The sequence below is a fragment of the Microbacterium sp. JAI119 genome, assembly GCF_013410135.1.
In the GTDB taxonomy this organism is placed as follows: Bacteria; Actinomycetota; Actinomycetes; order Actinomycetales; family Microbacteriaceae; genus Microbacterium; species Microbacterium oxydans.
The window spans coordinates 564,396-589,281 of the sequence record NZ_JACCCK010000001.1; the positions used below are offsets into that span (position 1 = coordinate 564,396).

Sequence of the window (24,886 nt, forward strand, 5' to 3'; positions counted from 1 at the left end):
TCCCACTATAGTGGCGGAAGCGCTTACGAAAGCGCTTTCGCTACGATGACGTAGGAGACTCGGATGACTGCACCCAGACACGGTCGACGGATCGCTGCGGCGATCGGAACGCTCTCGATCGCCGCGCTCACGGTTACGGCCTGTTCCGGAACCGGCGACCAGGGTGGGGGAGGTGGCGCCGACGATCCCATCGTCATCGGCATCTCGCTTCCCCTCACCGGAGACTTCTCGGAGCCGGGGAAGGGCGTCGAGCGCGGGTACGAAGCCTGGCGCGACATCGTCAACGAGAACGGCGGACTGCTCGGGCGGCAGGTCGAGCTGAAGATCCTCGACGACCAGTCCAACGCCGACCGGGTCGTCTCCGACTACGAGTCGCTGATAGCGCAGGACGGCGTCGACCTCGTGTTCGGCCCGTTCTCGACTCGTCTCGTCGTCCCCTCCGCCCGCGTCGCGCAGGAGTACGGCATGTTGTTCGTCGAGCCGGCCGGTGCCGCAGAGGAGGTCTTCGAGCAGGGCTTCGACAACCTCTTCTACGCCGCCCCCGCGATCGCGAACGACCACTACAACAACCTCGCCGAGTACCTGCTGGCCCTTCCCGAGGACCAGCGTCCCGAGACCGCGGCCGTCGCGGCGATGGACGACCCCTTCGCGCAGGGCACCGCCTATGGTCTGCGCGACAAGCTCGAGGATGCGGGCGTCGAGATCCTCGTGAACGAGGTCTATCCGCCCAACACCACCGACTTCTCCACGATCGCCGCGAAGATCGCGCAGTCGAACGCCGACATCGTGATCGGCGGGACGCAGTACCAGGACGCGGTCAACCTGATCATCGCGCTGCAGCAGCTGAACTATCAGCCCGAGCTCGCCGCGTTCTCCACCGCTCCCACCAACCCGGAGTTCGCTTCGGCGATCGGCGGCGCGACCGAGGGGATCCTGGCGCCGACCGGCTACTCGCCGAAGTCGCAGTTCCCGAGCAACGTCGAGTTCGTCGAGAAGTACACCGAGATGCACGGTAACCCGCCATCCGAGGATGAGGCGAACGCCTATACGACCGGTCAGGTCGTCGCGGCGGCGGTGGAGGCCGTGGGCTGCGCCGAGCAGGGCGACTGCCAGCAGAAGCTCATCGACTGGTTGCGCGACAACGAGGTCGAGACGGTCGTCGGTCCCCTCAGCTGGGACGAGACGGGCAAGCCCACCGGCGCCCACCTCATCCAGCAGTGGATCGACGGCGAGATCCTGATCGTCCTCCCCGAGGACGTCAAGGAAGCCGACTTCCTGTACCCGAAGCCGACGTGGTGATCTGCGCGTGAGTGGAGCACTGCTGCTGCAAAGCCTGATCCTCGGCATCCTGCTGGGAGGGCTCTACGCCCTCCTGGCGGCCGGGCTCACGCTGTACTTCGGGATCATGCGCGTCGTCATGATCGCGCACTCGGCCTTCCTCATCCTGGCCGCCTACCTCGCCTGGTGGTTCAACCGGGAGACGGGCATCGATCCGCTGGTGTCGCTCGTGGTCACCGTGCCGCTGTTCTTCGTGACCGGCGTCGTGATGCAGCGTCTGCTGGTGTCGAGGCTCAAGCCCCTGACGCTGACCATGATGTCGGTGCTGCTCACCTTCGCGGTGGCGCTCATCATCGAGGGAGCGCTCGGGTTCTTCTTCTCCGGCACCCAACGCCGCATCCCGCTGCCGTACGCGAGCGCGAGCCTCGAGGTCTTCGGCGCGCAGGTTCCGGTGGTCAAGCTCATCGCCTTCGGTCTCGCGGCCGTGGCCCTCGCCCTCCTGTTCGTGCTGCTCAAGTACACCAAGTTCGGCCAGGCGCTGCGGGCGACGATCCAGCACCCCGAGGCTGCACGGCTGGTCGGCATCAACACCGACCGCGTCGCCGGCTACGGATTCGGGCTCGGACTCGCGACGGCGGCGATCGGGGGCACCGCGCTCTCGCTCGACGCCACGATCTACCCCTCGCTGCACTGGCACTGGATCGGCCCGCTCATGGCGATCATCGTCGTCGGCGGCCTCGGCAGCATCCCCGGTGCCGCCATCGCCGCCCTCGTGCTCGGGGTCGCGCAGAGCCTGCTCCAGCTCCCGCTGGGGCCGACGTGGGCGCAGACGATCTTCTACGTCGCCCTGTTCGCCACGCTCATGTTCCGTCCGCAAGGTTTCTTCGGAGGTCGTCTTGCCCAGCGTTTCTAGCCGAGAGCCGATCGCCACCGAGACGGTCGTGATCGCTCCACCCGCCCCGGTCCGCAGGACCTCCACGAAGTGGGTGAACATCGTCCTCCTGATCGTGGGGGCGGCGCTCGTCCTCTCGTTCCCCACCATCGCCCCGAACCCCTACATCCTGTCGGCGGGCGTGGTGATCCTCAACTACGCCGTGCTGTCGACCGGGTGGAACTTCATGGGCGGCTTCACGGGGTACATCTCCCTCGGCCACGCCGCCTACTTCGGGCTCGGAGCCTATGGCACCGGGCTGCTGATCAAGTACCTCGACCTCCCGGGATTCCTGGCCTGGATCCTGGCCGCGGTCCTCGTGGCGGTCATCGCGATCCCGATCGGTATCGCGGCCCTCCGCGTGCGCGGAGCCTCGTTCGTGATCGTCTCGATCGCCTTCGTGCTGATCATGCTCCTGGTGTTCCAGAGCTGGCGGGATGTGACCGGCGGATCGGAGGGACTGAACGTCCCGCGTCCTTTCGACGTGCTGCGGCCGGAGCACCACCGCATCTTCTACTATCTGTTCGCCGGCCTCCTCGCGGTGGCCCTCGTGGCGTGGTGGATCATCGACCGGTCGAAGTTCGGCACGGCGCTGAAGTCCATCCGCGAAGACGAGGACAAAGCCCAGGCGCTGGGCGTGCCGACGACGAGGTACAAGCTGATCGCCTACGTGCTGTCGGCCCTGTTCGTCTCGCTCGGCGGCGGACTCTACGCCCTCTGGTTCGGCGACCTGGATCCGATCTTCCAGTTCTCGATCCTGATCGGCTCGTACATGGTGCTGATGGCGCTGCTCGGCGGGGTGCGGAACCTCCTCGGTCCCCTGCTCGGAGCGGTCGTCGTCGGCATCGCGCTGGAGTACTTCAAGCTCGAGTTCGGCGACACGCAGTTCCACCTGATCGCGACGGGCATCCTGCTCGGCATCGTCGTGCTCTTCATGCCGGACGGCATCATCCCGGCGGTGAAGGGCCTCTTCACCCGGTCGTCGAGCGCCGCCTCGATCCGTGAGGTGACCGCGGGCGAGCTGCTGGAGCAGAACAGGACGGGAACAGCGGATGCCTCGACGAAGGAGACGTCGTCATGAATGCCCCCACGGCTCAGCACACAGCCGCCCAGCCCACAGCCACGCTCGAGAGCCTCAGCACCGTCGCGATGACGAAGTCGTTCGGCGGCGTCACAGCGGTCGACGGCGCCACGGTCACGTTCCAGGAGGGCAAGGTCAACGGCCTGATCGGGCCGAACGGCTCCGGGAAGACCACCTTCTTCAACTGCGTGACCGGCATGATCAAGCCGGACTCCGGAGAAGTGCGCTATCGAGGACAGGCGATCACGCGCAAGTCACCCGACCGCATCGCACGCGCGGGCATCGGACGCAGCTTCCAGCTGTGCCGGGTGTTCCCCCGCATGACGGTGATGGAGAACCTGCTCGTGGCCGTGCGCAGCACGAGCATCCGTCAGCAGCTGCGCTCGGCCCACGACCCCGATGAGCTGGAGCGGGCGCGCGGTTGGCTGCGGCGCGTCGGCATCGACCACCTCGAGCACGCCGAGGCGCGCAACCTCAGCTACGGCCAGCAGAAGCTGCTCGAACTGGCCGGCGTGCTCATGGGCGAACCCGACACGATCATGCTCGACGAGCCGGCCGGAGGTGTGAACCCCGCCCTCATCGGACGCATCGCCACCCTGGTGCGCGAGCTCAACGACGAGGGCAAGACGTTCATCATCGTCGAGCACAACATGGAGATGGTCATGAGCCTGTGCGATCACGTCGTGGTGTTCGACCGCGGTCGCCAGATCGCCGAGGGAACGCCGGAGATCATCCAGCAAGACCCGCGAGTCCTGGAGGCCTACCTTGGAGTCTGAAACGAAGAACCTGCTCGAGCTGCGTGACATCGAGGCGGGCTACGGACGTGCCGCTCTTGTGCTCAGGGGTCTCACGGTCGAAGTGCCACCGGGATCGGTGGTGTGCCTGGTCGGCCCGAACGGCGCCGGCAAGTCGACCGTGCTCAAGGTGGCCAGCGGCATGCTCAAGCCCCGATCCGGACACATCACCGTCGACGGCCGGGACATCACGGGCGAGGGACCGCAGTCCATGCTGCGTCACGGACTCGCGCACGTCTTGCAGGGGCACAGCGTCTTCCGCGAGATGACGGTCGGCGAGAACGTGATGCTGGGTGCCTTCACCCTGAAGGACCAGAAGGTCATCCAGGAGCGCGTCGAGTTCGTGCAGAACCTCTTCCCCATCGTGGGGGAGCGGTGGAAGCAGCTCGCGGGCCTCCTGTCCGGCGGTCAGCAGAAGCAGGTGGAGTTCGCGCGGTCGCTCATGGTCAGCCCCAAGGTGGTTCTGCTCGATGAGCCGTCGATGGGGCTCGACCCGAAGACGACCGAGAAGGTGTTTGAGCAGATCGTGCGGATGCGCGACGCAGGGACCGCCGTGCTGCTCGTGGAGCAGAATGCGCGGCGGGCCCTCGAGACCGCCGACATCGGGTGCGTCCTCGACCTCGGCCGGGTGCACATCTCGGGCCCCGCGTCCGAGCTGCTCGCCGACCCGACCCTGGCCGCACTGTATCTCGGCGGCAAACCTTCGGTCGCCGACGCGGGCTGATCCTCGGCGGAAGGAGGCAGTCGCTGCCTCCTTCCGCCTTTCTCGTCCATTCGGCGGAAGCGCTTGCGAGAGCGCTTCCGCCCCGAACTGCATTACTGCTTCACGTCTTCCCCGCTGCAGTGCCGCCCCGGGGAAGGGGCACGAACCATCGGCACGACACCGCACGACGACGACGTTGAGAGGTTTCTGATGCACGAACGAATCATGCGACCCGCAAGCTCGAGCACCCGGTCGGCGGCACCACCCCCTCGATCCTTCGGGGTGCGACGAACAGGTGCGCTGGTCGCTGCAGCGGCCGTCGTCGGAGCCCTGCTGACCGCGACGCCCGCGACCGCAGCGGAGCCTTTCACCGAGCTGATCGACTTCGAGACGTACGAGCGCGTGGCGCTGAACGGCCAGGACGGATGGGCGGCGTCGGGCGCCCCTCGCGTGATCGCCGACCCGTTGAACGGCAACAATCAGGTCGTCGAGTCCGTCGGGGGAGGGCAGCAGTCGTACCGCGCCATCCCCGCCATCGCGGAAGGAGACACCGGCACGCTGTTCTTCCGGTTCCTGCGCACCGGCAGCGTCGACACCTCGTTCGGGCTCACCGACGTGGATGCCCCGAACGACTACGCGCACAGCCGGGCCTACGTGAACAACCAGAACGACGACGTGCTGCGCGTGCGCGACGGCGGCGCCTTCAAGCCCGCCGGCGTGTGGTCGAAGGACGCCTGGCAGTGCGTGTGGATCGTCGCCGACAACGCGACCGACAAGGTCACCGTGTACAGCCAGGGTGGCGCGTACGAGGCGCAGACCCGCCTCCCGGAGGGGACAGAGCAGCAGTTCGGCTTCCGGCAGGCCGTGAACGGCGCGCTCGACCGGTTCTTCTGGAAGAACGGCGCCACGAGCACGGGGCGCCTGCTCCTCGACGACGTCGCGGTCGACAACACCGGGGAGAACCTTGCGATCGCGACGGGCAACCCCGGCGACTGCGCGCCCGGCGACACGGCGAGCGAGCCACTGCTCAACCCGCTTCCCGACCCCGCACTCGCCGACCTCGGCATCGAGGTGACCGAGCTCGCGCAGCTGCCGAAGTCGCAGACGACGCCGGCCACGCAGGACCAGCGCCTGGTGCGCCACAACCGCATCACGCACCTCGATGAGGTGCCGGACGACTCCGGTCGGCTGATGGTCCCCGACAACAACGACATCCTCTACCTGGTCGACAAGGAATCGGGCGAGTACGTGCCGTACCTCAACGTCCGCAACGAGTTCATCGACAACTTCCACAACAGCGCGGGGCTCGGAACGGGTCTCGGATCCGCCGAGTTCCACCCCGACTTCGCCGAGAACGGGCTGTTCTACACCGTTCACACCGAGGGCGGCACGGCGCTGACCGAAGACACTCCCGACTTCCCGGCCTTCGGCACCACGGCATTCCACAGCGTGATCACCGAATGGAAGGCGAGCGATCCCTCCGCTGAGACCTTCTCGGGAACGCACCGCGAGGTCATGCGGATCCCCTTCGCCGGACGCGTGCACACCGTGCAGCAGATCGCGTTCAACCCGACCGTTTCCGCGGGCGACGCCGACTACGGCAACCTGTACATCCTCGTCGGCGACGGCGGCAACGGTGTAGGCAACGGCAACCCGCAGGACCTGGCGACGCCGCAGGGGAAGATCCTGCGCGTGAATCCGACAGGCGACGACAGCGAGAACGGCGAGTACGGCGTGCCGGGGGACAACCCGTTCGTCGACGAGTCCGGTGCTCTTCCCGAGATCTACGCCGTCGGCATGCGCGACCCGCACCGCATCAGCTGGGACACCGAGGGCGATCACACCATGTACCTCGCGCACATCGGCGAATGGCAGGTCGAGTCGATCTATGCCGTCGAACCGGGAGACAACTTCGGCTGGTCGGTGCGCGAAGGCTCCTTCCTGGCGGAGAACCGACAGATCTTCCCGCTGCCGGAGGACGATGCCGAGAACGGCTACACCTACCCGGTGGCCGCCTACGACCACAACCGCGACCCCGGTCAGACCGGCGATGCGGGAGTGGCCGTGAACGGCGGGTTCGTCTACCGCGGCGAGATCCCCGAGCTGCAGGGGCGCTACCTCTTCACCGATCTGGTGCGCGGCTGGGTGCTGTCCACCGATGCGGAGGAGATGGTGCGAGGTGACGGCGACATCGCCGACCTCGCCACGATCGAGGAGCTGCGGGTCTTCGCCGACGGCGTCGAGACCACGTTCCAGGAGCTGGTGGGCGACAAGCGTGTCGACCTGCGGTTCGGCTCCGATGCCGACGGCGAGCTCTACCTGGTGTCCAAGGCGAACGGCAAGATCTGGAAGGTGACGGGTGCGCGTTCGGTCGATGAGCCGGCCAACCCGTTCGTCCTCCCGGCGCTCGCGCCGAACCTCGTCACGCATCACGACTTCGATCACCCGGATGCCGCGAAGCCGACGGTCGAGCTCGACCAGGGACGCTCCGGCACCCCCATCTCGCTGATCAACGGCGGGGTGGAGATGCGGGTCGCGGATCGCGCCTACCCGGGTGCGGGCGAGGCGCTGCAGACGCAGCAGATGAGTCCGCGCACCGCCTCGAACGACGACTGGAAGGCGGGCATCTACGACGCGAAGGGTGTGGAGTCGCTCGACCGATTCGCCGATACCGACAAGGCGTCCGTCATGGGCTGGTTCAAACCGACCGGTGACCACCCGGCCCTGAACTCGGGGACCGCGAATCCCGACGACGTGTACAACGCCATCGGCCTCGCGGGCGTGCTCACCGGCACCTCCGACGGACATGCCGTGCGGGCGCTGCTCGAGGTCATCACCGTCGACGGCGAACTCAAGCTCGTGGCACTCGGGCGCCGCGTCGACGGTGCCGGCTCCTGGACGTTCGCGGCTGACCTGCCCTGGAACGAGATCCTCAAGAAGGGGCAGTGGGTGCATCTCGCCGCGACCTTCGACTTCGCCGCGGGTGAGATGAAGCTGTTCATGAACGGCGAGGAACTCGCGGGGAAGTACACCGCGGCGAATCCGTGGGGAGAGGGGTCCACGTCAGACACCGCGCCGGCCGGCATCAAGATCGGCGGGAGCTTCCCGCAGAACACGAAGGAGGCCAACCCGTTCAACGGACGGATGGATGACATCATGCTGCTCGACACGGTGCCGACGCCGGAACAGGTCGCCGCGCAGTACGCGCTGTACGCGGTGCCGCCCGTCGTGCCGCCGGCCCCGCCCGCGTGCACTCCGGACGGGGAGACCCTCACCGATGTGATGGCGAAGGACGACTGGGCGCCGCGGACTCCGGCCAAGTGGAGTTTCCCCGGTGACGAGGTCGTGCTCACCGAGGCGGGAACCAACCCGAACGACGGGATCCGCCGACCGTTCGAGTACGCCGTGCTCACGCAGGGTGAAGAGCTCGGCTCGTTCGACCTCACCGGGCAGGTGCGGCTGGACGAGAAGGCATCGGTCAACAACCGCGACGTCATCATCGTCTTCGGGTGGAAGTCGGACACGGAGTACTACTACGCGCACCTCTCGCAGGACAACTCGATCTACCCGCACAACGGCATCTTCAAGGTGGACAAGGCCGACCGGGAGCGGATCGACGACCAGTGGGACGGCGCTGTCGGTGCACCGCCGGCGGTCACCGACGAGGAGTGGCACGACGTGCGCGTGCTCCGTTGTGCCGACAGCGGCGACATCGCCGTCTACGTCGACGGGCTCGACACCCCGCTGATGACCGCGAACGACAAGACCTTCCCCGAGGGGCGGGTGGGCTTCGGCTCGTTCGACAACTTCGGGCGTCTTCGCGACCTCTCGGTCACGGCCGCTGCCGAGGACACCACCGCACCCATCGCGACCGTCAAGAGCGGGCCCGACTTCACGGTCGGACGTGACGGCGTCTACAGCAAGGTGTCGTTCAAGCTCCAGGATGCCGGCAAGATCGATCGGCTGACGCTCAACGGCGTCGAGAAGGATCTGACGAACGATGTCTGGTCCGACCTGAACGGCGTCGTGCCAGGGGCGTTCGGCGCAGTGGAAGGCTCGAACACGCTCGTTGTGCACGACGTGGCCGGCAACACGACCACCGTGAACTTCACGCTCGATGTCACCGCCCCCACGGTCACGGTCAAGGACGGCGGACAGTTCACCGTCGGGGCCGACGGCGCCCACAGTCTGGTGTCGTACAAGCTCCACGACGCAGGCAAGGTGGATCGACTGACCCTCAACGGGGTGGCGAAGGATCTGACGGACAACGTCTGGTCCGACCTCAACTTCGTGAAGCCCGGAGCCTTCGGAGCCGTCGCCGGGGCGAACACCCTGGTCGTGTACGACGTCGCGGGAAACGCCGCGACCGTCCCGTTCACGCTCACGGCCGCAGCCGGATAGCGGGCGTCCGGACAGCAGCAGTCCGGACAGCGGCAGTGGAGACTCGAGCCGGCACCGCCGGCTCGAGTCTCCACGCGCTCCGTCCTCGATAGCATGGCCGTTCCCCCCTTTCGCACGGCACACGAGGATGGTTCTGCGTGGCATCTCGGCTTTCGGAGACCGCGGAATCGTCGAGCAGACCGCTGTCCGCGTCGCGCTACATCCTCCGCTCCCGGCTCCTGCGCGGAGTCTTCATCAGCCTGGTCATCTCCGGTATCGGGATCTCCGTCACCGTCCCGCAGATCACGCTGTTCCTCGTGGGGGAGCTGCATCTGTCCACGGCTCAGGCCGGCCTCTACTTCCTGACCAACCTCACCGCGCCGATCGCCGGATACCTCGTGGGCTCACTGTCCGACCGCGCCGGCTCGCGACTGCTGGTCTTCCGGCTCTCCGCCATCGCGGGGTTCCTCGGATGGGTCCTGATGGCGGTCGCCATGCAGGCGTGGATGCCGTTCGCCATCAACATGCTGCTGCTGAGCACAGCCGGAGCGGGGGCGGCGCAGTTGCAGGCCGCGGTGCGGGACGAGCTCAACCGCAGGCCGACGCCCGCCGACAACGAGGTCGTCGCCGTGATGCGGATGGCCATGGCGTTCGGGTGGATCGTCGGGCCGGTCATCGGCGCCGTCCTTGGCGCTGTCATCGGTCTGCGTCCCCTGCTGCTCGTGACCGGCCTCTGCGTGCTGCTCTCGCTCGTGCCGCTCATCGGTGTGAAGTCCGACTCGGCCGCGGCACGGCGGGCGCTGTCCACGCCGATCCGTGAGCCAGGCCAGGCCGTCTCCTCGCCCACCGAGCCGCCCGTTCCGCACCCGCGCTCCATGTTGCCGCTCCTGGTCTTCACCGCGATCTACGTGCTCATCATGTGCGGTGAGACCGTGAAGCTCGCCTACCTGCCGCTGTACATGGACGGCGAGCTGCGCGTCGACGCCGGCGTGCGCGGGGCGATCATCGGCTTCCAGCCCCTCGTCGAGCTCCTCCTCATGCCGTTCGCCGCACGACTCGCGACGCGCTTCGGCCTCGCCCGCGTGCTCACGGCCGGTGCGCTGATGGCGGTCGCCGCGCACATCTCCTATGCTGCGGCGGGCCAGATCACGCCGCACATCGTCCCGCTCCTCGTGGGGCAGGTGCTGATGGCAGGCGTGATCGCGACCTTCGGAGTGCTGGGCATCACCGTGGCCCAACGCTTGGTCCCCACCCGCGTCGGCATGGCCACGAGCGTCTTCATGAGCTCCTATGCGATCAACGCCGCCGTCGGAGGCTTCGTGGGAAGCATCGGCTCGCTGTGGCTCGGCCTTCCCCAGTTGTTCTGGATCCCCGCCGCGATCTCCGCCGTCGGGGGCGTCGCGCTGCTCATCCTGAACTCCCGCGTCCCGCTCGATCCACCCGCACGCGACCACTGACCTGTCGCGGCGGCGCTATCTGACGTTCGGACGCACGCAGGTGTCCTGGGCCGCGCTCTGCCCGTCGACGTTCGACGGCAGGGTGTTCGCATCGGGGTGTGTCGTATCGTGCGGTGTCGTATCGGGCGGTGTCGTATCGGGCTTTGTCGTCTCCGGTGGCGTCGTCTCCGCGTCCTCGGAGTCGGCGGACGGCGGGGTGGCCGGCGGGGAGAGCTCGCTGCCACGGCCGGTGTGGTCGGAGCTGATGCTCACCGTCTCACCGGAGATCACCCGCTCCATCAGCGCGGCGGCCGACTGCTCGTCGGGGACGACGCGGTCACCCGCGGGAAGGTGCGGGTACGACACGAACGCGATGTTCTCGAGCGGCAGGTCGCTGAACACCTTCGCCATCGAGGCGAGCGTGCCGAGGTCGGCGAGCGGGGTCGACAGCGTCATATTCCTGGTCGCCGCGTCTGCGATGCCGTACAGCTTCACCGGGTCGGTCAGGGTCGACTGGTCACGGAGCGTCCGCACGAGCGAGGAGAGGAACACCTGCTGGGTCGAGATGCGAGCCAGATCGCTCCCGTCCCCGATGCCGTAGCGCGAACGCAGAAGCGCCAGGGCCTGCTCGCCGCTGAGGTCGTAGGTCCCGGCCTCGGGGATCTCCAGTCCGGAGTGGCGATCGTGGACGGGGCCGGCGAAGCAGATCGGCACGCCGCCGACGGCGTTCGAGGCATCGATCACGCCCGTGAAGCTGATCTCCGCCGCGTAGGCGAGATCGATACCGGTGAGGGCCGTGACCGTCGAGGCGACGCAGCCCAGCCCGCCGCGGGAGAGCGACTCGTTGAACTGCACCCGGTGCCCCGCAGCCCACGTCTTCCCGGTGTCAGGATCGCTGCAGGAGGGCATGTCGACGAGCAGATCGCGGGGGAAGGAGATCACGGTCGCCGCGTCGTGAGCGTCGTTCACGTGCAGCAGCAGGGTGACGTCGTTCCGGCTGCCTTCGACGTCTCCGCCCTCTCCGTACTGGGCTCCCTGCCCCGCGCGGCCGTCCGAGCCGACGAGCAGCACATCGAATGCGCCGTCGAAATCCGCCACGACGGGAGGCTCATCCGTACGGGCGGGGTGCAGTTCGACCGTGGTGACGTTCTGGGACAGCCGGAGCGCCGCGACGGCCACCGTGCCCCCGCCGATGACCAGGACCGCGACGGCGGCCAGGGTGAGGAAGCGCCGGAGGCGCCTCCGGCGCCGTCGGCTCAGAGCTGGAAGCGGGGGAAGACTCATGGGGAAGACCTCTCGGCATCGGCGAGCAGCCAGTGTCGAGCACGAATGTCACACGAGTGTCACAGCCGAGGAACGGTCACCCGGAAGGTCGCGCCCGGGGATCCGGACAGCAGCGCGAGATCACCGCCGAGGAGGCGGGCGTTGTCACGAGCGATCGCGAGTCCGAGTCCGGTCCCGGCGCCGTCTGAGCGCGACCGATCCGTCGTGACGAACCGGTCGAACACCCGCTCGCTGTCGGCGCCGGCGATGCCGGGCCCGTGGTCGCCGACGTCGATGTGCAGCACGTCACCGTCCTCCCGCACGCGGATGACGACCGGCGGGCGCCCGTGGCGGGAGGCGTTCGTGAGCAGATTGGCCACCACGGTGTGCAGTCGTGCCGCATCGGTACGCAGTCGCAGGCTCGGCGCGACCGACAGCTCGTCGACGTCGACTCCCGTCGTGTCGACCACATCGGCGAGCAGGTCGTGCAGCACCACGGTCGTGCGGTGCACGCGTGCGACTCCGGCGTCGAGGCGGGAGAGCTCGAGCAGGTGCTCGATCAGGGTGTGCAGTCGGCGCGTCCCCGTGCGCACGACCGCTGTGGCGACCGCTCGCTCCTCGGCCGTCGTCTGCTCGTCGTCGTCGAGCATCTCGTCGACCGCCATCATCGAGGTGAGGGGGGTGCGCAGCTCGTGGGCGACGTCGCTCACGAGCTGCCTCGACTCCGCCTCGCGCTGTCGAAGCCGCCTGATGGTGTCGCCCAGGCGTTCTGAAGAGAGGCGGAGTGCGTCGGCCACACGGTCGACGTCGTCGAACGACGGCTTCCACGCCGGAGGGCCCTCGCCGGAGCCCACAGCCCGCGCCGTGTCGACGAGGCGGCGGAGCGGACGCGTCAGCGCACCGCCCAGCAGGCGCTCGAGCAGGACGACGAGGACCACGACGCCCGCGCTGAGGAGCACCCCGGAGACGACCAGCTCCCGCACCTGCTCCTGCTGCGGCTGCATCGAGTACGCGGTGACCACGGCGAGGCGGCCGCTCGGGTCCTGGGGGAGGTCGTCGCGGACGACGGAGACGAAGAACACCTCTCGGTCGTCGAGCGTGGTCATCAGCGAGGTCACCTCGCCGGAGCGGCGGCTGTCGTCGATGCGCAGGGCGCCCGGCACCTGATCCGGTCGGAGTTCGCCCGCGCTGCGGCCACTGCCGAGGTCGATGATGACCGTCTCGCCGGGGAGGATCTCGGCATAGTAGCTCCACGTGTCTTCGGGAGACACCGTGGAGATGGACGTGAACAGGGCATCCGCCGTCGTCGAGAACTCATCGAGCAGACCCTGCTGCCTGGACTCGTAGACGATCCTGCCCGCGGTGAAGACGACGACGCCGGTGACGAGGACGGAGACGGCGACCGTGCTGCCGATGAGGGCGAGGGCGATGGCGGTGCGGAGCGTGAGCCGGCGACGGGCCGTCATCGCAGCCGGTATCCGATCCCGCGCACGGTCTCCAGCTGCGGAGTCGCGACGTTCGCAGCGGTCAGCTTCGCACGCAGCCGCTGGATGGCGGTGTCGACGACGCGGGAGGTGTCGGGCGGTGACTGCGCCCAGACGGCGTCGATCAGGCGCGAACGGCTGAGGGTGTGCCCGTCGTTCAGCGCCAGCTCATGCAGCAGGCGGAACTCGGTCGCGCTCAGCGGCAGGGCCTCGCCCCCCGCCAGGGCTTCCGCCGAGTCCTCGTGCAGCTCGAGGGATCCGACCCGCAGCGGCTCCGCGGTGAGCCGGGAGCTGCGACGCAGAACCGTCCGAAGACGTGCCTCGAGCACGGCCACGCTGACCGGCTTGGCGATGTAATCGTCCGCTCCCGCGTCGAGACCGACGACGACGTCGGCATCCTCGTCACGGGCGGTCAGCATCACGGTGGGGAAGCCCCAGCGCGCCCGGATCTCCCGACACAGCGAGAACCCGTCGCCGTCGGGGAGCATGACGTCGATGATCGCGACGTCGGGGGTCGTGCGTTCCGCGAGCAGGCGTGCGGAGGCGACGTCCTCGGCGGTCTCGACGGTGTGACCGCGACGTCGCAGCGCGGTGGTGAAACCGAGACGGATCTCCGCGTCGTCGTCCACGAGCATGATCTTCATCCCACCCCACCTCCCGGACACCGCGCGCTTGCGATGATAGACGGCGGCGCCCGTGCATAGGCTCCGAGCAGAGGCGCCGAGGCGGGTCGCAGGGGCTCGTCAGGTCGAGCGGCTACCCTCGTGCCATGCGCCGAATCGTGGTCCTTCCTCTCGTCCTCGCTGCCGGACTCGGTGCCGGGGCGCTCGCCGGCTGCTCGCAGGTCACGCAGATGGCGGGCGACGCCGTCGGGATCGACGTGCAGGCGACCTGCACCACGATCGACGATGCCTACGGGCAGTACCAGGCGCTGCTCGATCAGGGCGCGGTCTCGGCCGAGCAGGCCGACGCCGCACGCGACGACCTCGTCGCCTCGCTCGAGGGGATCGCGGCGAACGTCGACGGACAGCTGGGCGATCTGATCCGCTCCGGCGTCACGCAGATCGGCGGCATGACAGACCTGCAGGCTCCGGAGACGGTCGAAGCGATCGAACAGCTCAAGGACTCGGCCTCGGCGTTCTGCGGCTGAGCTCCGCCGTGTGAGACGATGCCGGAGATGAGCACTGCGGCTGATGAAGAGCTTCGCGCCCTCCGGGCCCGCGCCTATGGTCCGACGGCGGACATCGAGGACGATCCCGCCGCACTCCGACGGCTCCAGCAGCTGGAGGCACGGAGACAGCCGAGGCCCAGGGCCGAGGACGTCGTCCCGCCCGCACCGGCGATGGAGACCATCGACTCGGAGCCGACGCGCGCTGCGGAACCGGTGAGCCGCGCCAGACGGTCGAGGCGACAGCCCGAGGACGCGGAAGGCGATGCGCTCGGCGTCTTCGACACCTCGGCCGACGACGCCGATGCGGCCCCGCCGACGGCGGAACCCGCCGAGCGTCTGGCGGCGTGGTTCTCGGTGCGCACGACGAGGATCCTGTGGGTGGTCGCGATCGTCGCGGCGGCAGCGATGTCGGCTGCCGTCACGTTCGCCCTGGTGAAGGTCACCCCCGTCGCCTCCTCCGCCGGCGCTCCGCAGATCGCCACGCTCGACGCGACCTCCGACGTGGTGATCCCGGCCGGATGGATGGGGGTGGGTCCGAGCTCCGCGGTGTTCGACTTCTACGGGTTGGTCATCGTGGAGAGCTCAGGCGGTTACTACAACGGTTCGGTCGGCTCGGACTGCCTCACGGTGGCCAGAGCGGATCAGGTGCCGGACAAGGACGACTTCGACTCGTCCAACGGCTGGACCTACGACGGGCCCATGTACACGGGGTGCGCCGTCGGCGCGTTCCCCGCGACCGTCGAGGTGCCGTTCGACACCAACATGCCCAAGGAGCTGACCGAGCGCTTCCCCGACGGGACGGCGCTGCAGTTCGTGTACGAGGCCGATCGCGTCGGGGTTTTCCTCGACAGCGAGTGACCGGCCCCCGCTAACCCACCCCGCGAACTCACACCGCGGGCTCAGGAGACGGTCGTCGCAGCGCGCTGCTGCTCGGCGTACTGCGTGCCCCACCGCGTCAACTCGACGAGCAGGGGCGTCGCGCTCGTGCCCAGCTCGCTGAGGCGGTACTCGACCTTCGGCGGCACCTGCCGGTAGACGGTGCGGGTGATGAGGCCGTCTTCCTCCAGCTCGCGCAGCTGTCGGGTGAGCACGCGGGCTGTCGGGTTCTCCAACAGGCGGCCGAGTTCCCCGAACCGCAGCACCTCGTGCTCGCCCAGCAGCGTGAGGATGCTCGGTTTCCAGGCGCCGCCGAGCACAGCGATGGACACTTCCGCATCGCATGACTCCGACCACTCGCGCACGATCCGCTCGGTCTTCTCCCGCATCGCACGCTCCTCTGTCGTCCTTCTCGGTATCCGAAGTGTCAGTACATGACAGAAATGACAGTACTTGCAGCTTCTGTCTGTACTTTACAGACTGAGCACGTGACTTCCACCCCCACTCAGTCCCCGTCGCGTTCGACCCTCCGTCTCTGGTTCGCGATGGTGCCCCTGCTCCTCGGAATACTCATCGGCGCCCTCGCCATCAGCAGCGTCTCCACGGCGCTCCCGGCCATCCGCGGCGAGCTGGCACTCAGCGACACCGAGGGGCTCTGGCTGGCCGACGTTTATGCACTCTCCCTCGCCGCCACCCTCATCCTCGCTGCGCGGATCGGCGACGCCTTCGGGCGCAAACGGATCGTGCTGATCGGTCTCGGCGGATTCGCCGTGCTCAACGCGGTGGGCGGATTCGCGCAGAGCGGTCTGCTGCTCATCGTGATCCGGGCGCTCCTCGGTGTGGCCGAGGCGTTCGTCGTCGCCGGGGTGGTCGCCACGATCGGGGCCAAGTATCACGCCAGGGAGCGGGTGCTCGCCTATGGGCTGTGGACCGCGACCTTCGGAGTGGGCAGCGCGCTCGGTCCCGTTCTCGGCGGACTCCTGGCGGAGGGTCCAGGGTGGCGCTGGCTGCTGCTGGGGAGCGTCCCGCTGGCGGCGCTCGCCGGAGTGCTGGCCGTGTGGCTGGTGCCCGACTCCCGCAGCTCGCGGACGCCGTCGTGGGATCTCCCGAGCATCGTCACGTCGATCGTGGCCCTCGGCGCACTCGCCTTCGCACTGCATGAGGCGCTCGCCGCCCCCGTGCCGGCGGTGATCGCCGCGGTGGTCGCTGTCGGCAGCCTCGTGTACTTCATCCTGCGCCAGCGCCGACTGCCCGAACCGCTCATCGACATGCGCCTGTTCGCGATCCCCGGCTTCAGTCCCGCGATCACCCGCATCCTCGTCGCCAGCGGGGTGTCCTCGGCGTCCGTCCTGCTCGTCAGCCTGCATCTGCAGGACACGAGGGGCTGGACCGCGGCGGAGGCCGGCCTCGCGATCCTGCCGCAGGCCGCCGCGATCGCCATCGGCGGGGTGATCGCCCCGATCGCGCTCCGCTGGCTGCGGACCGAGACCCTGACCGTGGGTGCGCTCCTGCTGCAGGCGGTCGGGATGCTGTGGCTGTTCACCGACCCCGAGGTCGTGGCTGCTCCGCTGGTGCTCGTCGGTCTGGGGTTCGGCATCGGTGCGACGCTCGCCGCGACGGCGCTGTTCGACGTCACCGTCGAAGACGACGCCGGACAGGTCGGAGCGATCCAGGAGGTCGGCTTCGCCCTCGGTGGAGGTCTCGGCATCGCGGTGCTCGGAACGATCGCCGTCGTCGCGACGGGCGGTTTCGGCACGGCTGCGCTCGCCGCCGCGATCGTCGTGGTGGCGTCCGCCGTCGTGCCGCTCCTGCGTCGCAGGGTTCCTCGCCCCTCGAACAGCTGAGGGGGCGGGTCAGCCTCGATCCTGCTCCACCAGGGTCGAGCGCGCGAGTCGCCGTGCGACGACGAACGGCTCGCTGAACGTCTCCATGCCGACCGTGACGATCGCGCCCTCGTAGAGCAGCATCATCGCCTTCGACATCAGCTCGGGTTCGGTGACCCCGGCCTCGCGGCACAGCTCGAGGAAGAGGTCGAGCAGCCACGCCTTCTGGCGCGACACCTCGGGGAAGACCGGGTGACCGTCGTGGCCGTCGCCGATCTCCGCCCTCGCGTTGATGGCGCTGCACCCTTTCGGGCTGTACTCGTCGGACCAGGTGATCGCGGCGTCGAACACGGCGAGCACCCGCTCGACCCCGGGTCCGGAGACGGATTCCAGGTGTCGTGCGACGTGGGCGCGCCACAGGGCGTCGCGGTGCTGCAGGTAGGAGACGACCAGGGCCTCCTTCGACCCGAACCGGTCGTAGAGCGTCTTCTTCGTGACCCCGGCCGCCTCTGCGATCGTGTCGACACCGACGGCGTGGATGCCGCGCTCGTAGAAGAGGCGAGACGCCGCGTCGAGCACGCGTGTGGCGCCCGGCGTGAGCGGGGCGAGTTCGGGTACCGGGACGGCCATGCCTCCACTATAGCCGTTGAGTAAACAGACCTGTATAGTCGCACAGATGAGTAAACAGATCGGTCTACTTCACGGCATGGCGACGGTTCTGGCGGCCGCGGCGTTCGTGGTGACCTGGAGCTCCGGATTCCTCGTGCCCGCGATCGCCGTCGACGCCGTCTCTCCCCTGACACTGCTCGTCTGGCGATTCGTGCCGCTGGCCGTGGTCCTGCTCGTGGCCGTCGCCGCCACAGGGGCAGCGCGAGGCGTGAGCCGGGCGGATCTCGGGCGGCAGGCGCTCATCGGCCTGTTCGCGCAGTTCGGGTACTGCGTGTCGGTCTACGCGGCGATCGCCGCGGGGGTCGCGACCGGAACGACCGCGCTGATCGATGCGGTGCAGCCGCTCATCGTCGCGGTCCTCGTCGGGCCGCTGCTCGGGTTGCGTGTGCGCGGTGCGCAGTGGCTCGGACTCGTGGTCGGAGCCGGCGGTGTCCTGCTGGTGGTGCGGTCGCAGCTCGACGATTCAGAGGCGCATCCCGCCGCTTACGTCTGGCCCGCTCTCGCGATGGCGTGCCTGATCGTCGGCACCTTCCTGCAACGGCGCTCGGCTCCGCGCACCGGAACCCTCCTGACCCTGGCCATCCACGTGACGGTGACGACCGTGGCGCTCGTGCCGATCGCCGCGGTGTCCGGGGCTCTCGTTCCTCCGGCGTCGGTGTCGTTCTGGCTGGCAGCAGGGTTCGCGGCCGCCTCTCCGACGCTCGCCGCGTACGGGCTGTACTGGTGGCTGCTCCGCCGGGTGGGCATCACAGCGCTCAACGCGCTGCTGTTCCTCGTCGCACCGACCACCGCGGCAGCGGGGGCGCTCCTCCTCGGCGAGCCGCTCACCGGCGTCACCCTCCTCGGATTCGGACTCTGCGCGGCGGGTGTCGCGGCCGTGCTGGTGAGCGAGACGCGAGGCGGGAGCGATGTGAGCGAGCCGGAGCCCGATGCTACGCTGGCGGCGGCAGCTGCGAGGAGTGACGACCCTCGGCCTCTCGGGGCGAGCGGCTCCCGCGCGTCCGGCGTATCGACGAGAGGCCGATGAGCGATCGGCGAAGGTGTGGTGGCACCGCGATCTAGCCCCCGCCCGCACCTCCAGGGCTTTCGCCACCTGGAGGAATCATGTCGCCATCCGACCCCGCCCGCACGCTCGCCACGGAACTCTCCACCATGCCCGATGGTGCCCGGATCACGCTCCTGGGTCACGTTCATCGGCGCAGGGAACTCGCCACCGTGTCGTTCCTGATCCTGCGCGACCGCACGGGGCTCGCGCAGATCGTGTTCCGACCCGAACAGCTGCCGGTGGATGGTCTGCCCGGTGAGGAGACGATCGTGCGCATCGAAGGCACGGCCACCGCGAACGCCCATGCCCCCGGCGGGATCGAGGTGACGGCGCCGGAGATCACCCTGCTCTCCGAACCTGCGCACACGCCGGTCGTCGAGCTCTGGCGTCCCACGCTCGACGCGGCGCTGCCGACCGTGCTCGACCATGCCGCCGTCACCTGGCGCCACCCTGCGCAGCGGGCGAAGTGGGAGCTGACTGCGGCGAGCCTGCGCGGATTCCGTCGCACGCTCGACGCCGAGGGGTTCACCGAGATCCAGACGCCGAAGCTCGTCGACTCCGTGACGGAGTCGGGGGCGAACGTGTTCCCGGTCGACTACTTCGGCTCGACCGCGTACCTCGCGCAGAGCCCGCAGTTCTTCAAGCAGCAACTCGTCGGCGTCTTCGAGCGCGTCTACGAGACAGGCCCGGTGTTCCGTGCGGAGCCGCACGACACGGTGAGGCACCTCGCCGAGTACGTGTCGCTCGACGCCGAGCTGGGCTTCATCGACGACCACCGCGACGTGCTCGCGCTGCTGCATCGGGTGCTGGCGGGCATGATCGACGGCATCCGCACCGAGAGCGGCGACGCCGTCGAGCGCCTCGACATCGCGCTCCCCGCGATCCCCGACGAGATCCCGGTGATCCACTTCCAGGACGCGCTTCGACGGGTCGGCGCCCCGGAAGACGAGCCCGACCTCGCGCCGGCGCACGAGCGCGCGCTGGGGGAGTGGGCGCGGGAGCGGTACGGCAGCGACGTGCTCGCCGTCGAGGGGTACCCGATGCGCAAACGCCCGTTCTACACGCACCCCCAGACCGACGACCCGCGCTGGAGCAACAGCTTCGACCTGATCTTCCGTGGGCTCGAACTCGTCACCGGCGGACAGCGACTGCACCGGCACTCCGACTACGTCGCCGCCATCGAGGCGCGCGGTGAGTCGCCCGATGCCTACGCCTCCTACCTCTCCGCGTTCGCGCACGGCATGCCCCCGCACGGCGGCTTCGCGATCGGGCTGGAGCGCTGGGTATCGCGGCTCATCGAGGCGTCGAACATCCGGGAGGTGACGCTGTTCCCGCGCGACCTGCACCGGCTCACGCCCTGAGCGGTCACCGGGGGCTCGCTCCGTGAACTCGTGGTCGCGGTGCGCGATAGCATCTGTTCCATGACGATCAACCGCTCTGCATGGTGGTGGCTGCGATAGCAGCCGGTTGACGTATGTTCATGGGCTGCACGGCAGTTCGTGAACAGCACCCGTGAACTCCGTGCGGCTCCCGATTCAGGGAGAGACAGATGGATTCGTTCACCGCGACCGCACGCCGTTCGACGGAGGTCGCCGACGCCGTGGCCCGGCATCCGGAGAGGTTCCGTGTGCTCACGGGGGAGCGCCCCACCGGGGCGCTGCACCTCGGGCACTACTTCGGCACGATCCGGGAGCGGGTACGGCTGCAGGATGCCGGGGTCGAGACGTTCCTCGTGCTCGCCGACTACCAGGTCATCACCGATCGGGATACGACGGCGCACGTGCGCGACAACGTGCACGGCGCCGTGCTCGACTACCTCGCCGCGGGGATCGATCCAGAGCGGACGACGATCTTCACGCACTCGTCGATCCCTGCGCTGAACCAGCTGCTGTTGCCGTTCCTCAGCCTCGTCACCGAAGCCGAACTGCACCGGAACCCCACGGTCAAGTCCGAGCTCGAGGCGTCGGGTCGCGCCCTGAGCGGGTTGCTGCTGACCTACCCGGTGCATCAGGCCGCCGACATCCTCTTCTGCAAGGGGAACTTGGTGCCGGTGGGGAAGGACAACCTGCCGCACGTGGAGATGACGCGGGTGATCGCCCCGGAGGTTCAACGAACGCTACGGGGCGATCTTCCCCGTTCCGGATGCGCTGATCACCGCGACCCCAGAGGTTCCAGGGCTGGACGGTCGGAAGATGTCGAAGAGCTACGGGAACGCGATCGCCCTGTCGATGACCGCGGATGAGACGGTCGCCGTGATCCGACGCACGCGGACGGACCAGGAGCGGCGGATCACGTTCGACCCGGAGCGTCGGCCCGGCGTCTCGGCGCTGCTGTCGACGGCCGCTCTGTGCCTGGGCGCCGTGCCCGAGGAACTGGCCGCTGCCGTCGGAGACGGTGGCAGCGGCGAGCTGAAGGCGCTGACCGCGACGGCGGTGAACGACTTCCTGGCGCCTCTGCGGGCCCGACGGCGAGAACTCGCGGCGGACGGGGACCTCGTGCGCTCCGTTCTGCAGCGCGGCAACGAGCACGCCCGTGCGATCGCGGACGTCACCCTCGACGAGGTGCGTGCGGCGATGGGGACCGTGTACTGACGCGGCGCCGGCAGCGGAGCGCAAGTCCGCTAAGGGCGGCGGGCCTCGATGAGGTGACGGGTCGAGTGCGCGACGAACGGTCCACCCTCCTGGATGAGGTCGTGCAGATCGCGGAGCCGGTCGAGATTGTCGTCGACGGTGAAGCCCGGCACCCACCAGATCACCTTGCGCAGCAGATAGACGACGGCGGCGACGTCATGGATCTCGATGCGCAGGCGAGCGGTGCGCACATCGACGACCTGGAGACCGGCGGCCTCTGCGGCGGAGAGCTCGTCGTCGGGATGACGACCCCGCCGCGCGTCGGGCTGCGGCCCCAGGAAGAACTCGATCAGCTCGAACGCGCTCGCCGGACCCACGTGCTGGGCGAAGTACGTGCCGCCGTGCGTCAGCACCCGGGCGATCTCCGACCACCAGATCGTCGCGGGGTGCCGGCTGGTCACCAGGTCGAAGGCCTCCCCCGCGAAGGGGAGCGGCGGCTCATCGGGGTCGGCGACGACCACCACGCCACGAGGGTGCAGCAGCCGCGTCGCCCGGTCCACATTGGGAGGCCACGACTCTGTCGCCGCGGCGACAGGCGGGAACGACGCGGCTTCGGCGAGCACCTCACCGCCCCCGGTCTGGATGTCGAGCGAGGCCGACGCTCCGGCGAGGCGGTCGGACAGCAACCGGGCGTACCCCCAGGGCGGCCGTTCTTCGGTCGCCCGTCCGTCCAGCCACGCGAAGTCCCACCCTGTGACGTCTGCGGTGCGTCCGGCTTCGATCAGCGTCTCGAAGGATTCCGTCATGCGTCGATTCTCCCAGCCTCGCCTTCAGCGGGTGAGATGACGGGCTTCCTCTTCCCTTCGTCGCGGCGCTCCTGTCTACTGGTCGCGAATCGACCGGTGGGTGGGAAGGAAGATCGGCATGTATCGAAGCAACGGCAACTACGAGGCGTTCGCGCGGCCACGCAAGCCCGAGGGTGCTGACGACAAGACCGTATGGCTGGTCGGGGGAGGGCTCGCCGCGATGGCTGCGGCGATCTTCATGATCCGCGACGGCCAGATCGCCGGGGAGCGGATCACGATCCTCGAGGAACTCGGCCTTCCCGGCGGAGCGCTCGACGGCATCAAGTATCCGGAGAAGGGCTTCGTGATCCGTGGCGGGCGCGAGCTCGAGGACCACATGGAGTGCCTCTGGGACCTTTTCCGCTCGGTACCGTCTCTCGAGATCGAGGACGCCAGCGTGCTCGACGAGTTCTACTGGCTGAACAAGGACGATCCGAACTTCTCGCTCTGTCGGGTGACCGAGAAGCAGGGGCAGGATGCCCACACGAACAAGCTGTTCACGCTGTCGGAGAAGGCGCAGAAGGACATCATCGATGTGATTCTCGCCACGCGCGAGCAGATGGAGGGCAAGCGCATCGACGAGGTGTTCGGCGAGGACTTCCTCGCGAGCAACTTCTGGCTGTACTGGCGCACGATGTTCGCGTTCGAGGAGTGGCACTCCGCGCTGGAGATGAAGCTGTATCTGCACCGGTTCATGCATCACATCGGCGGGCTGCCGGATCTGTCTGCGCTCAAGTTCACCAAGTACAACCAGTACGAGTCGCTCGTGCTGCCGATGCAGAAGTTCCTCGACGATCACGGTGTGAAGTTCCGCTTCCACCACACGGTCACCGACGTGCGCTTCGACATCACGGACGACCGCAAGCAGGCCACGCGCATCGACTGGATCGCCGACGGAGAGGCGGGCGGGGTCGACCTCGGCCCCGACGACCTGTGTCTGATGACGATCGGCTCGCTCACCGAGAACTCCGACAACGGCGACCAGCACACGCCCGCGAAGCTCAAGGACGGTCCGGCTCCGGCGTGGGACTTCTGGAAGAAGGTCGCCGCGAAGTCGCCCGACTTCGGGCGCCCCGAGGTGTTCTGCAACGACATCCCCAAGACCAAGTGGGAGTCGGCGACCGTCACCACGATCGACGAGCGCATCCCCGCCTACATCGAGCGGATCGCCCAGCGGGACCCGTTCTCCGGCAAGGTCGTCACGGGCGGCATCGTCACGGCGAAGGACTCCTCCTGGCTGCTGAGCTGGACGGTCAACCGGCAGCCGCATTTCAAGTCGCAGAAACCGAACGAGATCGTGGTGTGGGTGTACGCGCTGTTCGTCGAGACGCCGGGCGACTTCGTCAAGAAGCCGATGCAGGACTGCACGGGTGAGGAGATCGCACAGGAGTGGCTATACCATCTGGGGGTTCCTGTCGAAGACATCCCGGAACTGGCGGCGTCGGGGGCGAAGACGGTGCCGGTGATGATGCCGTATGTCACCTCGTTCTTCTTGCCGCGCAAGGCCGGAGATCGCCCGGAGGTCGTGCCGGAGGGCAGCGTGAACTTCGCATTCCTCGGGCAGTTCGCCGAGACCACCCGTGACACGATCTTCACCACCGAGTACTCGGTGCGAACCGCGATGGAGGCGACCTACGAACTGCTCGACATCGAGCGCGGGGTGCCGGAGGTGTTCAACTCGACGTACGACATCCGATATCTGCTGAAGGCGACCGCACGATTGCGCGATGGCGAAGCGGTGCACATCCCCGGTCCGAACTTCGTCAAGGGCAAGCTGCTCGACCGACTCGACAACACGCAGATGGGAGAGCTTCTGACCGACTTCGGTCTGATCCCGGAGCACGGCGGCACGACGAGGCGCGAGCGAGCGGATGACGCCGTCGAGTGAGGCGCGTACGATTCACCCGGCCGTGACGTCCACGCCCGCCTGGACGAGTCGAGCGCGCAGGTCGTCGACTCCCCGGTAGTGATGAGTGTGCATCGAGAGGGTTTGTGCTCCGACGAGCTTCGACGCCGAATCGTCGGTGAAGAAGACCTCGGCCGCCTTCACGTCGAGCGCGTCGAGCACGTGACGGAACGTCCGGGTGTCGGGCTTCGCGTATCCGATCTCGGCGGAGTTGAAGACCGCGTCGAACCGGGAGGCGATGCCGTGGGCCGCGATCTCGGCCGGGATCGTGTCCGTGCCGTTGGTGAGTACGGCGGTGCGGATTCCTGTCTCCCGGACGTCGTCGATCAGCTCCAGGACGCCGTCGTCGATCATCGCGGGCTGCGCGCTCCACTCTTCGGCAGCAGCCGTCCCGACCCGCGCGCCGATACGGCGCACCCACTCGGCTCGGGTGATCCGCCCGGTCGTGACCTCGTCGATCAGCGGGCGGGCGAAGGCGATGCGCTCGATGTCTCCGGGGGCGAGATCGTAGCGGCGCTCGATCGTCGCCGTGTTCCTGGCGTCGAAGTGCCGGATCACGCCATCGAGGTCGAACAGGACGACACGGATCATCCGACCATCCTCGCTCAATCGCCGCGCTCGGCCGTCCACA

General features: G+C 68.3%; 20 protein-coding genes and 1 pseudogene. 14 read left to right on the forward strand and 7 right to left on the reverse strand.

Going from position 1 to position 24,886, the window contains the following annotated elements; all coding sequences use genetic code 11:
- Nucleotides 1–63 precede the first annotated feature (63 nt).
- From HDC31_RS02665 to HDC31_RS02695, 7 genes are all read left to right on the forward strand, one after another.
- Nucleotides 64–1,299: an amino acid ABC transporter substrate-binding protein gene (locus HDC31_RS02665; protein WP_058630709.1), complete on the forward strand. Its 1,236-nt coding sequence runs from the start codon at nt 64–66 to the stop codon at nt 1,297–1,299.
- Nucleotides 1,300–1,306: 7 nt separating this feature from the next.
- A complete protein-coding gene (locus HDC31_RS02670) occupies nt 1,307–2,191 on the forward strand; it encodes a branched-chain amino acid ABC transporter permease (protein WP_046747637.1) in 885 nt (294 codons plus the stop codon).
- Nucleotides 2,175–3,290: a branched-chain amino acid ABC transporter permease gene (locus tag HDC31_RS02675; protein WP_257021918.1), complete on the forward strand. Its 1,116-nt coding sequence runs from the start codon at nt 2,175–2,177 to the stop codon at nt 3,288–3,290. The genes HDC31_RS02670 and HDC31_RS02675 overlap by 17 nt, the downstream gene beginning before the upstream one ends.
- The gene (locus HDC31_RS02680; RefSeq protein ID WP_046747638.1) at nt 3,287–4,066 is read left to right on the forward strand and encodes an ABC transporter ATP-binding protein; all 780 of its coding nucleotides are present in this window, start codon (nt 3,287–3,289) and stop codon (nt 4,064–4,066) included. The genes HDC31_RS02675 and HDC31_RS02680 overlap by 4 nt, the downstream gene beginning before the upstream one ends.
- Complete coding sequence (locus HDC31_RS02685) at nt 4,056–4,808, forward strand: ABC transporter ATP-binding protein (RefSeq protein WP_046747639.1); 753 nt, start codon at nt 4,056–4,058, stop codon at nt 4,806–4,808. Before HDC31_RS02680 ends, HDC31_RS02685 begins: the two co-directional genes overlap by 11 nt.
- 261 nt (nt 4,809–5,069) lie before the next feature.
- Nucleotides 5,070–9,188, forward strand: a complete 4,119-nt coding sequence (locus tag HDC31_RS02690; RefSeq protein WP_308472268.1) for a PQQ-dependent sugar dehydrogenase — start codon at nt 5,070–5,072, stop codon at nt 9,186–9,188.
- A gap of 137 nt (nt 9,189–9,325) precedes the next feature.
- The gene (locus HDC31_RS02695) at nt 9,326–10,624 is read left to right on the forward strand and encodes an MFS transporter (RefSeq protein ID WP_113681071.1); all 1,299 of its coding nucleotides are present in this window, start codon (nt 9,326–9,328) and stop codon (nt 10,622–10,624) included.
- Nucleotides 10,625–10,639: 15 nt separating this feature from the next.
- Here the strand turns inward: HDC31_RS02695 and HDC31_RS02700 are convergent, their stop codons facing one another.
- The 3 genes from HDC31_RS02700 to HDC31_RS02710 are packed head-to-tail and all read right to left on the reverse strand — an operon-like array spanning nt 10,640 to nt 13,994.
- Nucleotides 10,640–11,887, reverse strand: a complete 1,248-nt coding sequence (locus tag HDC31_RS02700; protein ID WP_113681070.1) for an LCP family protein — start codon at nt 11,885–11,887, stop codon at nt 10,640–10,642.
- Nucleotides 11,888–11,946: 59 nt separating this feature from the next.
- Nucleotides 11,947–13,332, reverse strand: a complete 1,386-nt coding sequence (locus tag HDC31_RS02705) for a HAMP domain-containing sensor histidine kinase (protein WP_113681069.1) — start codon at nt 13,330–13,332, stop codon at nt 11,947–11,949.
- Nucleotides 13,329–13,994 (reverse strand): response regulator transcription factor, encoded by a 666-nt coding sequence (locus HDC31_RS02710; RefSeq protein WP_061016657.1) that lies wholly within the window; start codon nt 13,992–13,994, stop codon nt 13,329–13,331. Before HDC31_RS02710 ends, HDC31_RS02705 begins: the two co-directional genes overlap by 4 nt.
- Before the next feature lie 125 nt (nt 13,995–14,119).
- On the opposite strand from HDC31_RS02710, the gene HDC31_RS02715 reads away from it, so the two are divergent.
- Both HDC31_RS02715 and HDC31_RS02720 read left to right on the forward strand, forming a co-directional pair.
- Nucleotides 14,120–14,500 carry a hypothetical protein gene (locus tag HDC31_RS02715; RefSeq protein ID WP_113681068.1) on the forward strand — a complete coding sequence of 127 codons (381 nt, stop codon included), beginning with the start codon at nt 14,120–14,122 and terminating at the stop codon, nt 14,498–14,500.
- Nucleotides 14,501–14,527: 27 nt separating this feature from the next.
- Nucleotides 14,528–15,379: a hypothetical protein gene (locus HDC31_RS02720; protein ID WP_113681067.1), complete on the forward strand. Its 852-nt coding sequence runs from the start codon at nt 14,528–14,530 to the stop codon at nt 15,377–15,379.
- Nucleotides 15,380–15,420: 41 nt separating this feature from the next.
- Here HDC31_RS02720 and HDC31_RS02725 read toward each other — a convergent pair whose 3' ends face one another.
- Complete coding sequence (locus tag HDC31_RS02725) at nt 15,421–15,786, reverse strand: helix-turn-helix domain-containing protein (protein ID WP_046747643.1); 366 nt, start codon at nt 15,784–15,786, stop codon at nt 15,421–15,423.
- A gap of 99 nt (nt 15,787–15,885) precedes the next feature.
- Between HDC31_RS02725 and HDC31_RS02730 the strand changes: the two genes are divergently transcribed.
- Nucleotides 15,886–17,241 (forward strand): MFS transporter, encoded by a 1,356-nt coding sequence (locus tag HDC31_RS02730; protein WP_164734117.1) that lies wholly within the window; start codon nt 15,886–15,888, stop codon nt 17,239–17,241.
- A 9-nt stretch (nt 17,242–17,250) separates the two neighbouring features.
- Here HDC31_RS02730 and HDC31_RS02735 read toward each other — a convergent pair whose 3' ends face one another.
- Nucleotides 17,251–17,850, reverse strand: coding sequence for a TetR/AcrR family transcriptional regulator (locus tag HDC31_RS02735; RefSeq protein WP_113681065.1), 600 nt, complete (start codon nt 17,848–17,850; stop codon nt 17,251–17,253).
- Nucleotides 17,851–17,896: 46 nt separating this feature from the next.
- On the opposite strand from HDC31_RS02735, the gene HDC31_RS02740 reads away from it, so the two are divergent.
- The 3 genes and pseudogenes from HDC31_RS02740 (at nt 17,897) to trpS (ending at nt 21,525) form a co-directional block, all read left to right on the forward strand.
- On the forward strand, nt 17,897–18,916 hold the full coding sequence (locus HDC31_RS02740; RefSeq protein WP_257021919.1) for a DMT family transporter: 1,020 nt from the start codon (nt 17,897–17,899) through the stop codon (nt 18,914–18,916).
- Between the two features lie 77 nt (nt 18,917–18,993).
- A complete protein-coding gene (aspS, locus tag HDC31_RS02745) occupies nt 18,994–20,295 on the forward strand; it encodes an aspartate--tRNA(Asn) ligase (protein WP_113681064.1) in 1,302 nt (433 codons plus the stop codon).
- Between the two features lie 188 nt (nt 20,296–20,483).
- Nucleotides 20,484–21,525: pseudogene (gene trpS / locus HDC31_RS02750) on the forward strand (tryptophan--tRNA ligase).
- 29 nt (nt 21,526–21,554) lie between these two features.
- On the opposite strand, the gene HDC31_RS02755 reads toward trpS, so the two are convergent.
- Nucleotides 21,555–22,310 carry a methyltransferase domain-containing protein gene (locus tag HDC31_RS02755; protein ID WP_113681063.1) on the reverse strand — a complete coding sequence of 252 codons (756 nt, stop codon included), beginning with the start codon at nt 22,308–22,310 and terminating at the stop codon, nt 21,555–21,557.
- A gap of 118 nt (nt 22,311–22,428) precedes the next feature.
- Between HDC31_RS02755 and HDC31_RS02760 the strand changes: the two genes are divergently transcribed.
- Complete coding sequence (locus HDC31_RS02760; protein WP_113681062.1) at nt 22,429–24,237, forward strand: oleate hydratase; 1,809 nt, start codon at nt 22,429–22,431, stop codon at nt 24,235–24,237.
- Between the two features lie 12 nt (nt 24,238–24,249).
- On the opposite strand, the gene HDC31_RS02765 is transcribed toward HDC31_RS02760, so the two are convergent.
- Nucleotides 24,250–24,846, reverse strand: a complete 597-nt coding sequence (locus HDC31_RS02765; RefSeq protein ID WP_113681061.1) for an HAD family phosphatase — start codon at nt 24,844–24,846, stop codon at nt 24,250–24,252.
- Between the last annotated feature and the right edge of the window lie 40 nt (nt 24,847–24,886).